This is a genomic window from Paenibacillus sp. FSL H8-0317 (assembly GCF_045040685.1).
Lineage (GTDB): Bacteria > Bacillota > Bacilli > Paenibacillales > Paenibacillaceae > Paenibacillus.
Map to the genome: position 1 here is coordinate 918,862 of NZ_CP150294.1, position 14,911 is coordinate 933,772.

Annotated in this window: 7 protein-coding genes; 6 read left to right on the plus strand and 1 reads right to left on the minus strand. The window is 47.1% G+C overall.

The features are described 5' to 3' along the window. Positions 1-333 precede the first annotated feature (333 nt). The 4 genes from MHB43_RS04360 to MHB43_RS04375 all read left to right on the plus strand — a co-directional run bounded on the left by MHB43_RS04360 (position 334) and on the right by MHB43_RS04375 (position 11,382). Complete coding sequence (locus MHB43_RS04360) at positions 334-1,341, plus strand: tRNA dihydrouridine synthase (RefSeq protein WP_405131413.1); 1,008 nt, start codon at positions 334-336, stop codon at positions 1,339-1,341. 144 nt (positions 1,342-1,485) lie between these two features. Continuing rightward, the gene (locus tag MHB43_RS04365; RefSeq protein ID WP_405131414.1) at positions 1,486-5,811 is read left to right on the plus strand and encodes a BREX system ATP-binding domain-containing protein; all 4,326 of its coding nucleotides are present in this window, start codon (positions 1,486-1,488) and stop codon (positions 5,809-5,811) included. 164 nt (positions 5,812-5,975) lie between these two features. Then, entirely contained in the window at positions 5,976-8,624 is a 2,649-nt protein-coding gene (locus tag MHB43_RS04370; protein WP_405131415.1) for an S-layer homology domain-containing protein, read from the plus strand. 163 nt (positions 8,625-8,787) lie between these two features. Next, positions 8,788-11,382 carry an S-layer homology domain-containing protein gene (locus tag MHB43_RS04375; protein ID WP_405131416.1) on the plus strand — a complete coding sequence of 865 codons (2,595 nt, stop codon included), beginning with the start codon at positions 8,788-8,790 and terminating at the stop codon, positions 11,380-11,382. A gap of 128 nt (positions 11,383-11,510) precedes the next feature. Here the strand turns inward: MHB43_RS04375 and MHB43_RS04380 are convergent, their stop codons facing one another. Next, entirely contained in the window at positions 11,511-12,566 is a 1,056-nt protein-coding gene (locus MHB43_RS04380) for an ankyrin repeat domain-containing protein (RefSeq protein ID WP_405131417.1), read from the minus strand. Positions 12,567-12,818: 252 nt separating this feature from the next. Here MHB43_RS04380 and MHB43_RS04385 point away from each other — a divergent pair, with 252 nt between their 5' ends. Both MHB43_RS04385 and MHB43_RS04390 read left to right on the plus strand, forming a co-directional pair. Then, entirely contained in the window at positions 12,819-13,388 is a 570-nt protein-coding gene (locus tag MHB43_RS04385; RefSeq protein ID WP_405131418.1) for a hypothetical protein, read from the plus strand. Between the two features lie 170 nt (positions 13,389-13,558). Then, on the plus strand, positions 13,559-14,725 hold the full coding sequence (locus MHB43_RS04390; RefSeq protein ID WP_405131419.1) for a cobalamin-independent methionine synthase II family protein: 1,167 nt from the start codon (positions 13,559-13,561) through the stop codon (positions 14,723-14,725). The last annotated feature ends 186 nt before the right edge of the window (positions 14,726-14,911 follow it).

The following is a 14,911-nucleotide window of genomic DNA, read 5'->3' on the forward strand; positions in this document are numbered from 1 at the left end:
CATTTTAGAGGAGGTTTTCCAGTTCGGCAAGTGCGATCGGGCTGAAAATCTAATAAAGACGTGATAAAATCGGGAAAGGGCAATTTTGAGATCATCGAACTTCCGTTAATCTGAAGATCTAATGGAAGTAATAACAGATACTGCTGTTTGAACAAAGTTACATTTGCATGGTATAAGTGAAGAAGAAGCTAGGACAACATAATGTGAATTGCAACGAAAATACGAATGATCATGTAAATGATAGGCAAGCAGATGCATGAGTTACGAGTTTTACTATTTTAACTATTAATGAGGACAAAGACTGTCCTGGAATGTATAGAGGAGCTTTTGGAGATGACAAAGGAAAACTTTTGGCTTGAATTGCCACGACCATTTTTTATACTGGCACCCATGGAAGATGTGACGGATGTTGTGTTTCGGCATGTCGTAGGTGAGGCGGGCAGACCGGATGTGTTTTTTACGGAGTTTGCGAATACAGAGAGTTATTGTCACCCGGAGGGGCACCATAGTGTGCGCGGGCGTCTGACGTTTACAGCGGATGAACAGCCGATTGTGGCTCATATCTGGGGAGATAAACCGGAATTCTTTCGTGAGATGAGTATCGGTATGGCGAAAGAAGGATTTAAAGGCATCGATATCAATATGGGGTGTCCGGTAGCGAATGTAGCCGAGAATGGAAAAGGAAGCGGCTTGATCTGCCGGCCAGCCCTTGCTGCGGAGATTATTCAGGCGGCGAAAGCCGGGGGACTGCCTGTCAGTGTAAAAACGCGTCTTGGATTTACTGAGGTCGATGAATGGCGCGACTGGTTGACCCATATTTTGCAACAGGACATTGTGAACCTGTCCATTCATCTGCGGACGAGAGAAGAAATGAGCAAAGTAGACGCTCACTGGGAACTGATTCCGGAGATTAAGAAGCTTCGTGATGAGATAGCACCAGATACTCTTTTGACGATTAATGGGGATATTCCTGACCGTGAGACAGGCCTCCGACTAGCTGAGCAATATGGTGTGGATGGCATTATGATTGGACGCGGTATCTTCCAGAATCCGTTTGCTTTTGAGAAGGAGCCGAAGGAACACAGCAGCACGGAATTGCTTGATTTGCTACGGCTGCATCTGGATCTCCATGATCAATATTCAGGACAGGAGCCACGTTCGTTCAGCGCGCTTGCCCGTTTCTTTAAAGTCTATGTCCGTGGATTTCGAGGCGCAGGTGAACTTAGAAACAGCTTAATGAACGCCAAGTCGACAAGTGAAGTACGTACGTTACTTAATGAATTTGGGAGTAAGGATCAAGATGAGGAACGTGAAGAGGTCTCTCCAAAAGTAATAACTTGATTAACGGCATGACCAAACGATTCGATCTAATAGAAGCTGATTCTCATGGAATGGAGGATTAGCTTCTTTTTTTATGTCTTGGTAAGGGCTTAATAATGATAGAATAAGAAGAAGCACGATGTACGGATTGGAGAGAGAATGGGTATGTCATTAGTAATGTTGAAGGAATTGATGAACGGAACTGAAATGAACATCACCTCCTTTTTAGATGTAGCAATAGGTTTGACTGAATCAGTACATAGGGCTCATAAGCAAAGTACATTTATGGGTCATTTGAATCCGAGCGGGATTCAAATTCAAATGGATCTGAATGTAGCTATTCTTACTGATCAACGATTGATAGATTACACTTACGTATCTCCTGAACAAACGGGAAAAATCAATCATATGCCGGACAAGCGCAGCGATCTGTATGTCCTGGGAATGATCTTTTATGAGATGTTAACCGGTCATCGGCCGTTCCATGCACAAAGTACAGAAGAATGGATACATGTACATCTTGCCGTTGTGCCGAAGCCTTTAAGCGACAGGCGTTCAAGTCTGGCAGGCTCGCTGGAGTCGATGATTATGAAGCTGTTGTCGAAGAAGCCGGAAGAGCGTTATCAGAGCGCATATGGTTTATTAAGTGACTTGAAGAGATGTGCTACATCGATGAAGGAAACGGGAGAGGTGGTTTCTTTCGAGATCGCACGTGCAGATGAGGCTAGTCGATTCAGGCTTCCTCAGACTCTGTTTGGTCGTGAGAGGGAAGAGAAGGCTCTCCAAGATGCATTCGAACAGGCAAGAGCGGGCGCATCTTCGTTTGTCTTTGTTAGTGGAATGGCAGGCAGTGGTAAAACGGTGCTCGTTCGAGAACTTCAGATGGTAGTTAGAATGGCTGGTGGTCGGTTCGTTAGTGGTAAATGTGATGTGCTGAATCGAGATATTCCGTTTTCTTCATTGCTGGAGGCCTTGCGAAGCTTAATTCGGCAGATATGGAGCGAATCCCCTGACAGTGTGGCGAAGCTGAAGAAGAAATTAACAAAGGCATTAGGTACAGGAGCAGCTGTGATTGTGCAGATTCTACCAGAAGCTGCGGAACTGTTTGATGAGATTCCAGCCATAGAACCGCTGCACCCTGCCGAGGCCGCTATTCGCTTTAACCGCCTGGTACCTATTTTTATAAAAGTTTTTGTGGATACACAGCATCCTCTGGTCATTTTCCTGGACGATCTTCAATGGGCAGACCCCGCTACTCTAGATGTTCTTCGCACCATCGTACATGATCAGGCACGACCGGGCTTACTGGTGATCGGTGCATACCGGGAGGAGCACGCTACAGGAACGCAAATTCATGAAGAAAATCAAGTGGATGCAATCGCATGGATGAAGGACTCATTGCACTTGCAGGGTGAATCACAATTAACGGTTTATCATATCAAACTCGAGACTCTGTCCTACATTGAAGTAAGACAATTCGTATCGCATGTACTTGCGGAGAACTCTAGTCGAATTCGGTCGCTCGCAGAGGTATTATACCACCGAACAGGTGGTAATCCGCTGTACTTGAATCGTCTTCTGGACAACCTGTATCGGGAAAACAAGCTCTATTATAATGAGTTCGAGGCATCCTGGGCCTGGGATCCATCAGTCATCACACAGAAGCCTGTGAACCCGGACATCCTTCATTTGATAGAAGCTCGTATTCATATGCTGTCCCCCGAAAAAATCGAGTTACTAACGATTGGCGCAGCGATCGGACATCGTTTCTGTTCATCAACGCTTTCTTTAGTTAGTGGTTACACTGTGTTGTATGTCCGTCAACTGTTGCATGTGTTAGAGGAAGAGGGATTACTGTGCCGAGAACATGATATTGATGAAGCAGACGGGGATGAACGTTATTATGCGTTCCTGCATGACCGTATTCAGCAGGTAGCCTACAAGACCATGTCTGATTCAGACAAAACGAGCTTACATCTGATTATTGGTCGTGTGATTCGCGATCATCTGTCCAACCAGAGTGAATATACGATATTTGATATGGTATATCACATGAATCTGGGCAGTGAGAGGATTATGGATAACGCAGAGAAAAAAGAACTTGCCGAATTCAACTATCAGGCGGGTTTGAAGTCTAAGGCGTCAACAGCCTATTCGGGGGCTCTGCATTTTTTTGACATCGCTACACGTTTGTCTGGTGATGACTGGAAAGATACAGCCTCGCTTAACTACCGTATCATGGTTGAAGTGTCCGAATGTGAATATATGTGTGGTCATACAGATCGTGCGGAGGAGCTGCTTGCAAACTTAATGTCTTGTACCACTAACGTGGTTGAACGTATTCATATTTACTTGATACGCATTGCCATGTACACGTATTTGAAAGAAGACGAAACAGCTGTAGATATTGGGAAGCAGGCACTAGCAGAATTAGACTGGCATTTACCGAACCGACCTTCCAAAGCGTTGATTATAAAGGAAATCATGATGACACAGAGTGCCCTGTTCAACAGGCGTAACGATGTACCGCATCTGCCCATTAATCGGGACCTCCATTATAAAGCATTATCAGATCTGGTTATGGCGATTTCGCTCTCGGTCTACGCACAGAGTCTCGAACTGTCAGCGGTGTTGTTCTCAAGATTTGTTCGTTATGGTCTCAAACATGGGAACAATGAAGCATTCTCCTACATGCTTGCCAGTTATGGTATGGTCGTCTATAAAATGTCTGGTTTCTATACGGGGGCTCAGTATGTAGATCGAGCATTCCATCTGGCATCTTCTTTTGACAGTGCAGATCTTCGGAGTAAATTATATTATCTTAGAGGGCTAATCCGAATTATGAATCCGGAGGAAGCAGCTAAGCAATTTGAGCAATCCATTCAATATGGAATGGAATCGGCAAATCTAAACTATGTTAGCATTGCGATGATGACGCATATCACCAACTACAATGGCGATCTGAATGCCTTGTCTGCTCTGATTAAACAGTATGAAGAGATTTCGCAGCAGCTTGTCGACGGCGTCACGCTTAATATTTTTCGTATTACAAGAGGGTACATTGCACAAATGCAGGATGGGGCCGTCGAGAGCGATGAAGGGGTTACACCCTTAAAGAGAGATCAATATAGAGAAATTTTGAACAACGAAGTGTATTATACATGCACCTGCAAAATCGAAACAGCTTATCTGTTCGGGCGGTATCGGGAAGCCCTCGAATGGGTAGAGAGAGGAGAATGGAACACCTTCCTCCAGACTCGTGTGCATATCCGTAAACAAAGGATATACCATTCGTTAACCCTTGCTGCCATGTATCCAGAAGTATCCGTGGAAGAGCAGAAGGGGATCCGTCTCGTGCTGCGCAAGCACGTGCGTGCGATGAAGCGATGGTCTGGTTATTATGGTAAGGATTCGGCAACCTATGTGCTCCTGACGGCTGAACTCCATCGAATAGAAGGCAATTGGGCTGCTGCTGCTCCGGGATACGAGAAAGCGACCCAGTTAGCCCGAAATGCGGGCGAGGGGCTAATGGAAGCGATATCTTGTGAACGGGCATCCAGTTTCTATCTGCAGTTGGGAAGTGTGAACGGTGCGGAGGCTCTTATTGCCGATGCTTGTGATGCGTATTCAAGATGGGGAGCACATGCAAAAGCAAGGATACTGAGAGCAGTAGACCAACATAGAAGACCGGCTGTGATTAAGATCGAAGGGGCAGAAGATAAAAGCGTTACGGAAGATAGTATAACAGTAGATACCCTGAGCGAACCACCGTCTGTTTATACTATAGGACATGGGGAAGATAAACCATATCCGGAATGGGTGAGTTCACTCGACAATTGTAAAACACCGTTGGAATTCCTAACATTGGCCATTCGTTATTCGGGTTCGGAGAAGGGGTATATTCTCAAAAATGACAGTAAGAGGTTCTCTGTGAAGGAAGAAGCGGGCACTGTGAATAATGAAGGGGGCGTTTCATACGCAGAATCCATCGTCCGTTACGTGTTGAAAACAGGTGAACCCGTTATACTTGCGAATGCTGCACGCAGCTCTTATTCGGCCGACCCCTCTATTATTAGAAGTCAGTCCCAATCCGTGTTGTGTATGCTTATTCTTTTTCCTGGAGATGTATCTCCATCGATGCTCTACCTGGAGAACAATCTCTTATCTGGTGTCTTCACGAAGGAAAGGTTAGAGCTATTGGAGCGAATGATTGCGCGGATGATGTATGCGAAATCATTGAAGGAGTCTCAGAGACAGCACAATGTCGTGAGTGCTTCAAAGGCACTGGTTGAACCGCTGACGAATCGTGAAAAAGAGATCCTGTACGCGTTGACGGATGGATTGACGAATAAGGAGATTGCCTATCGCTTCGGATTAACCGAAGGCACAGTCAAAAGTTATATACACAATGTATATGGGAAACTGGGAGTGAAAAGAAGAAGTCAGGCAATAGCCCGTGCCGTGGAATTAGAATTAATCCATTACCCATAAAGGTCATACCTGTGAAAAGTCAGGAGTAGAGCCATGAAACGGCTCCATACCTGACTTTTTTCTACATTATTTGCGAAACCCTAACTTTAGTTAGTGTTCCTTTCTGGTTCTTGGAGCCTATACTTGTGTCCTAATCAAATTGTGGTATGGAGGAGAATGAATACATGAGTACAAGGTTTCGTGGAATCAAGAGAATAACAGCACTTATGCTGATCATGATGATGGTGATTGGCAGTATGCCGGGATGGTTCGCGGCAGGGGAAGGCAAAGTTTCTGCGGCAGGTGGATTGGAATTTGCTGGTGGGTCGGGGGCGGAAGAAGACCCTTACCTGATCTCAAATGCACAGATGCTCGATGAAGTCAGGGGTAATTTGAACGCAAGTTATAAGCTGATCGCGGATATCGACTTGAGCGAGTATGCGAGCGGCGAAGGCTGGCAGCCTATTGGTAATTGGGATACTGCATTTGCAGGAAATTTCGACGGCAATGGCTATACGATTGCGAATTTAAAGAGTAGTAGGACTAATTCTGACGAACCTGTAGGACTATTCGGATATATATACCCAGGGATGGTCAGTAATGTCATTCTGGAAAACATCGATGTAGGCAATGGAGATTATGTCGGTGGACTAGCTGGAATGAACGGAGGAACGATCACGAACAGCGGGGTCATCACAGGAAGCGTCAGCGGGTACGCTGCAGGCGGATTGGTAGGCTATAATGAAAGCAGCATTACCAATAGCTTCTTTGCGGGAAGTCTGAGCGGAGCGGCGACAAATGCAGGCGGAATGGTCGGCTTTAACGATGGCACGATTAACAATAGCTTTGCTACCGGAAGCATTAGCGGCCAACATCAGACAGCCGGCGGTTTGGTAGGAAGGAATGAAGGATTGATCTCTGACAGCTACTACAATGGAAGTGTGAATGGGGAGACTTTGGCTGGCGGATTGGTTGGTTTTAGCCGGTTTCGTATCGTCAACAGCTATGCAACGGGTGCCGTAACAGGCGACGGGCGCTTAGGCGGCTTAGCTGGAAACAATGATTGGGCCATCAATAGCTTCTTCGATAGCGATACAACGGGACAAACAAGTTCGGGAACAGGTGGCGGTACGGGGCTAACGACAGCTGCGATGATGCTGCAAAGCAGCTATGAAGGTTGGGATTTCGAGCATACATGGACAATCGATGCCTCGCTAAATAATGGGTATCCTTACTTGCAGGGCTCTCAGCTCCATATCGCCTATAACGGCAATGGTGAAACCGATGGAGACGTTCCGAGTGCCGAAACCGCGTATGTGCGTGGAGCAACGGTTAGCGTTTTCGGAAACATCGGCAATTTGGCCAAGACAGGCTACACGTTCATGGGATGGAATACGCTGGCGGACGGAACGGGCGACAGCTACTCGGCCGGGGATGCGTTTGCGATTACGGCGAGCAAGACTCTGTTTGCGATCTGGGCAAGCGCCGGCGCAACGATGGCTTCAAGCGTTGGAACGGTAAGTACAGGCGGAACATCAAGCGAAATGATTACGGTTCCGAACGGTACAACGTTGTCAGCGCTCAAGGCGGCGATCACGCCAGTAGCGGGTGCGACGTATGAAGCGTACGAGGCAGACGGAACAACGCTAGCGACAACATTAGCGACGGGCAATAAAATCATCGTTACCGCCGAGGATGGAATAACTCACGTTACGTACACCGTGACGGTGATGGCCCCTTCCACGCCGCCGGGTGGCGGAGGTAATGGTGGAAATACACCTCCTTCGAGTGGTGGCGGCGGCAATAGCGGGAGCGCTCCAGCACAGGCTCCAGGGAAAGTAACATCCACAAAAGGCAGCCTCACCCTTCCGGTGGGAATCCCGGGCCAAGTCAGCTTGGAAGAGAAGTTAACGATCACCGTTCCTGCAGGCGCAGTGAATCAGGAATTAAAAATAACAATGACGACATTGTCGGATACGACAAACATCGTCGTGAACCAAGAGGTTTTTGCAAGCGAGGTCTTCGAAGTATTGAAGAACATCCCAGGCAATTTCACGAAACCTGTCACGTTAACCTTTGCCTTCGATGCGAGTCTGGTGAAGAGCGGCCAACGGGCAGGAATCTTCTATTTTGATGAAGTGAATAAGGCATGGGTAGAAGTGCAGGGCAGCAAGACAAGCGGGAATTCCATCGCTGTCGAGGTGGATCACTTTACGAAGTTTGCAGTGCTTGTTGTGGGCTCCGCGACAGAACTTCCCGGCACAACACCTGCTGACTCAGAAGTTAGCGTAAGCGATATCGCAGGACACTGGGCTGAGGTACAGATCCAGCAAGCCATCCAGGCTGGGATCGTGAACGGTTATACGGACGGCACGTTCAAGCCGGGTCATACGATAACCCGTTCGGAATTCACGGTCATGCTGATGAACGCATTGAACGCTCAGGAAGCAGGCGCAGAACTGGCGTTCACGGATCAAGCGAAGATAGGGACGTGGGCACAGACCGCGGTAGCACAAGCCGTGCAAGCGGGTATTATTAGCGGATATACGGATGGAACTTTCCAGCCGAATGCGAATATTACACGGGCAGAGATGGCAATGATGATTGGCAAGGCATTCGAGTTGTCCCTGGATGGTTCGGGGGTTACTACGTTTGCCGATGATGAGGCCATTCCAGCTTGGGCGAAACATGCGGTAGCAACGCTGCAAGCACGTGGGGTAGTCCGAGGTACGGGAGCGAACACCTTCAATCCTCGTACGCAAACGACAAGAGCAGAAGCGGTTGTGATGCTTTTGAATATGTTGAATGTAGCCGAGGGACAAAACGTTCAGTAAGTAGAAGTATACGAAAAGTCAGGAATAGAGCCATGAAACGGCTTCATTCCTGACTTTTTTCTACATTATTTGCGAAACCCTAACTTTAGTTAGTGTTCCTTTCTGGTTCTTGGAGCCTATACTTGTGTCCTAATCAAATTGCAGTATGGGGGAGAATGAAGATATGAGTACAAGGTTTCGTGGAATCAAGAAAGTGACAGCACTTATGCTGATCATGATGATGGTGATCGGCAGTATGCCGGGATGGTTCACAGCAGGGGAAGGTAGAGTTTTTGCGGCAGGTGGATTGGACTTTGCTGGTGGATCGGGGACAATAGAAGATCCCTATCTGATCTCAAATGCACAGATGCTCTATGAGGTCAGGTATGATTTAAACGCAAGCTATAAGCTGATCGCGGATATCGATTTGAGTGGTTATGCGGTAGATGAAGGCTGGTTGCCTATAGGCGATGCATATGGACCTTTCAGAGGAGAATTTAATGGCGATGAATACGCAATTTCGAACCTGACAATAAACAGACCCGATGGTTCCTATGTGGGACTATTTGGGGGCACTGCAAGTAAGAACATTTCTAATGTACGTCTGCAAAACGTTCATATAATCAGCGGCAGTGCTGTTGGTGGACTGTCAGGATATAACACTGGAGCTATCCGTAACAGTTATGTGACGGGAAGTGTGACCGGCAACAATTCCGTAGGAGGTTTGGTCGCGTTCAACGGAGGAGGAGAAATAGACTCTAGCTACGCGGTAGGGACAGTGAGGGGCAATAATAATGTAGGCGGCTTAGTCGGATCCAAAGGCGGGGGAGAAATTAAAAATAGCTATGCCAGGGTCAATGTGACAGGCAATAGTAATGTAGGCGGCTTAGTCGGAGGAAACGAAGGAGAAGGGATAGATAACAGCTATGCTGCGGGAACCGTGAATAGCAGCGATAATCAAGTCGGCGGATTGGTCGGCTCAGTTTCTAGTGTGTTTGGTGGAATTCCCACAAATAGCTTCTACGACATGGATACAACTGGACAAGTGGATACCGGAAAAGGTACGGGGCTATCAACCGCCGACATGAAGCTGCAAAGCAGCTACACCGATTGGGATTTCGAGAATATATGGACGATCCACCCATCGCAAAATAATGGGTATCCCTACTTACAAGCATTTGCTCAGTTCCATGTCATCTATGATGGCAACGGAAGCACCGAAGGATCGGTGCCAAAGGAAGAAATCGCCTTTGAACGCGGAGCAGTGATTAACGTTGCCGGTAACACGGGCGATATGGTTAAGGATGGATACACGTTCATGGGATGGAACACGCTGGCGGAGGGAACGGGCGATAACTACTCGGCGGGGGACACGATTACGGCGAGTACGACGTTATTTGCTAGATGGATCGGCACAAATGCAACGTTAACCTCTACAGTCGGAACGGTTAGCAAGGGCGGAACATTGCAAGAGACGATTACGGTTCCGAACGGTACAACGTTGTCAGCGTTAAAGGCAGCGATTACGCCAGCAACGGGTGCGACGTATGAAGCGTACGAGGCAGACGGGACAACGGTAGCGACAACATTAGCAAACGGGTATAAGATCATCGTTACCGCTGAGGATGGAGTAACGCAAGTTACGTACACCGTGACGGTGTTGGCCCCTTCCACGCCGCCGGGGGGCGGAGGTAATGGTGGAAATACACCTCCTTCGAGTGGTGGTGGCGGAGGTGCTCAGGCTCCATCGAGTGGAGGCGGCAATAGCGGGAGCACTCCAGCACAGGCTCCAGGGAAAGTAACATCCACAAACGGCAACCTCACGCTTCCGGTGGGAACCCTGGGCGAAGTTAGTCTGGATGATGAGTTAATGATCACCGTTCCTGCGGGTGCAGTGAATCAGGAATTAAAAATAACAATGACGACATTGTCGGATACGACAAATGTTGTCGTGAACCAAGAGGTTTTTGCAAGCCGGGTCTATGAAGTACTGAAGAACATCCCGGGGAATTTCACGAAACCTGTCACGTTAACCTTTGCCTTCGATGCGAGTCTGGTGAAGAGCGGCCAACGGGCAGGAATCTTCTATTTTGATGAAGTGAATAAGGCATGGGTAGAAGTGCAGGGCAGCAAGACAAGCGGGAATTCCATCGCTGTCGAGGTGGATCACTTTACGAAGTTTGCAGTGCTTGTTGTGGGCTCCGCGACAGAACTTCCCGGCACAACACCTGCTGACTCAGAAGTTAGCGTAAGCGATATCGCAGGACACTGGGCTGAGGTACAGATCCAGCAAGCCATCCAGGCTGGGATCGTGAACGGTTATACGGACGGCACGTTCAAGCCGGGTCATACGATAACCCGTTCGGAATTCACGGTCATGCTGATGAACGCATTGAACGCTCAGGAAGCAGGCGCAGAACTGGCGTTCACGGATCAAGCGAAGATTGGGACGTGGGCACGGACCGCGGTAGCACAAGCCGTGCAAGCAGGTATTATTAGCGGATATACGGATGGAACTTTCCAGCCGAATGCGAATATTACACGGGCAGAGATGGCAACGATGATTGGCAAGGCATTCGAGTTGTCCCTGGATGGTTCGGGGGTTACTTCGTTTGCCGATGATGAGGCCATTCCAGCTTGGGCGAAACATGCGGTAGCAACGCTGCAAGCACGTGGCGTAGTCCAAGGAACGGGAGCGAACATCTTCAATCCTCGTACGCAAACGACAAGAGCAGAAGCGGTTGTGATGCTTCTAAATATGTTGAATGTAGCCGAGTAACATCATGTTCAGTAAGTAGAAGTATACGAAAAGTCAGGAATAAGAGCGATGAAACGGCTCCATTCCTGACTTTTTCTACATTGTTTTTCGGTTTTTGAAGTTCAGCACACCAGGCGTTGCTTGGAAAATCAACGCGTATACGCAGGCTTCTCCATTGCGACCGGTTGAGGATTGGCAAGCACCCATAATACAGCCAACTCGGATAATCTGGCAGGCGCATCAAAATCGTATCCATTGTGAAGTCTGCTGACTAAGTCTGCTGCCTCTTGGAGCAGGGCCGGGGCGAGTGGCGCACCAGTGCCCAGGTGACGAATCAGTGCATCCAGCATCTTGCGATACTCCGCATCCCAGTTTCCACCGCCATTATCCAATACTTCATGGGACACACGTCCTGTGATGCGGATGACCTCTCCCTGCACCGTTTGAGCGTGGCCTTGGGCCGGAATGAGATATTCCCACAGCTCTTGGTGCTGTTTGGTCCAAGTGGTTGCCTTTACATGAATGGGTGAAGTCCCGTCATGCATGATCCGATTCGCTACCGGCTCGATATCAAATAACTGGTACAGTTTGATCAGCGCGTCTGAAACTTCATCGACCTTGTCCTTATTGAACTTCTCACGGACGAATTCAAAATCCTTACCGATCCGCTTCACCGATTCTTTCATATCGGGGGTGACCGATGCTCCGGCATCCAGCAGAATTGCGGCAATCTCTGCCAGATTGACTATATCGCTATTCCTGCAATTGGCTAACCCCTTAGCTAATGGCGTATTTCCCTGTTTATTTTCTACGTTAATAGTAGCGCCTTGGTTTACCAACTCTTGAACCACTTTGGTTCGATACCCATTGACCGCTGCATGTAACAGAGTTTCATTTTGGTAATCCACAGCGTCCAGATCCGCACCTAATTCAAGGAACAGGGGTACATTTCCTGACCAGTGTGAGGCATGGGCATGTAAAGGCGTGCGTTGATATTTGTCGCGTGCATTAATATCTGCCCCTTGCTCTACCAGCCAGCGGACCACTTCATCCGATATTTGACGAAAGCTGAGGGCCGTACCTTTGCTGTAGCCCCCACGGGCATCCCATTCGCATTGCTCGAAAATTTCTTTTACGGTAGCGATATCATTATCTTTAACGAGTTTTTCCATATGAGCAGGTAAGGTTGCTTTCTTCGTAGCCATTACACTCTTCCTCTCCTTTGTGAATAACAACGTATGTTCCAATGGTAGGCTATGACGATTTAATAGTAAGTAGATAATTTTCTGCAATTTTATCACATAGGGGATTTTAAAACCAATAACTGGGTTTCTTCCATCGTCAATTTGGTTTGCTATGTTATAATTTAGATGAATGTTGATACTGGAGACGGATTGAAAAATATTTGAAATGATCGCCGCAATTCGTGCGGTAGGCTTTTGATAATAGGAGGATTTATGTCCTGGAGCAAATTGAAGCAACAACTGGAGAGTTTTCTTAGTCCTGCGTTAGTTGGAAGGGTAGAGTACCGTGCTACCAGCTATCGCTATTCACCTGATAAATCAGGCAATTGTTATATTACTGTAGATAAAAAGAATGTACTCAACATGAACGATACAACAACCCCAATCCGATGGTATGAGACAGAGCAGGAGATCAAGAGCGACCCGGAGATCATGATTCCTGTGAGCGATGAAGAGATTGAAGCTATTCGAAAAGATTCCAAAGGACCCATTCCCGAGGATCGTCTTCAAGTCATGGCAAGAAGCAGAAAAATCTCCGTACATGCCAAAGAGCTTTTGCTGGCTCAGACCGCACTCAGTAAATCAAATTTTACGGTTGCAGCTACGACGTACCTATCAACTTCTATAGAGGATAATCTGGAGAGCAAGGATATCTTATTTAATATTCTGGCTTTAATGGATAGACGAGTTGGCAAAAAGCGAATTCTGAACATGTCGGAGCAGGTCAAATTAAAGCATCCAGCCGTTCAGTATTTTTATGAACTGCGTCGTCGTACGGTGTGAAATTGAATAACGTTCACGGATAGAGGTACACTGTGTCGGTGACGGTTTCACTGAAATCTGTCTAATAAGTGGATATAGCTTTTAACTATAACCAGTTATGGTTTTTAAGTATCCCTTCTAACTGCTCTCAGCGTGATATGATCATTGTATACAACGAGGGGGTTTTTTACATGACTGATAAGTTCCAGATCGTAGGAAGTTTATTGCGGCCGGATGAGCTGCTGAAATATAAAACGCAAATTGAACATAATGATGATATCCAATATCCGTTCTATGAAAACTACGAAGGGTATGAGAAGTGTGAGACAGAGGCAATCAAACAAGTTGTCGCAAAGGAAATCGAACATAACTTGTCCGTGGTTACCGATGGCGAATTCTCCAAATCGATGTGGCATCTGGACTTTGTATGGGGATTTGGCGGAGTGAAGCGTTACATCGCGGATCACGGCTATTTTTTCAGAGATGTGGACGGAACTTCGAAGTATGAAACACGCAAAGATATTGGACTGCGCATCACTGATAAATTGAGTGGAAAGAACCATCATTTCATTCCACTGTTCCAACAACTGCAAGACACGGCTGGCGAGCAACAAACGAAACTTTGCGTACCGTCTCCTTCCCATATCTTCGGTGAGCTTTCCTGGTCGGATAACATTGGTGGAACGGATGCTGTATATCAAAACATACAGGAGCTCAAAGAGGGTCTTGTGATCGCGTATAAGGAATTCGTGGAGGAATTCGCTGCAGTGGGCGGCAAAATTCTGCAATTCGATGATTGCTTATGGGAACTGTTTGCAGACGACAACCCGAACTCACCGTTTACAGGGGAAAATATTAATCAAGATGAAGTAAAGGGTCTCGCTACCGAATTTATTGATATTAATAATACCGTGATTGACTTCGGACATAGCCTGGGCTTGAAAATGTGGACACATAACTGCCGCGGCAATTATGATTCCCGCAACATGGGTGGTGGATCGTATGCCAAAATTGCGAATCTGTTCCTGAAGCAATTGAAGTATGACCGTTTCTTCCTGGAGTGGGATGATGATCGTGCGGGTTCAATTGAAGCGTTGGAAGTGTTCAAAGACAGACCTGAAACGGAAATTGTACTGGGTCTGTTGTCATCCAAAACGAGTACACTCGATGATGAAGCGCGCGTTGTTCGTTTGCTGGACGAAGCATCCAAAATCATCGATAAGGATCGGCTGTTGTTGTCTCACCAATGCGGCTTTGCATCTTGTGATGGCGGTAACGAATTAAGCGAAGCTCAGCAATGGGCGAAGATTGATCAAGGCCAGAAGATTGCAAAGCAATATTGGGGCAGCACCGTCTAGAATTTAAGCTGAATGTATTGTGACCTTATAAAATCAATAGTGTTCTGTGCAATAATGAAACGGCGACTTTTCCTCTGGAATCTATCCAGGGAGAAGCCGCCGTATTTGTTGTGGAACGTACGTATACGTATAGGTACGTTCTCATTTCTATAATTTTTTTAAACTAATGATGAGGCATAGGTATGT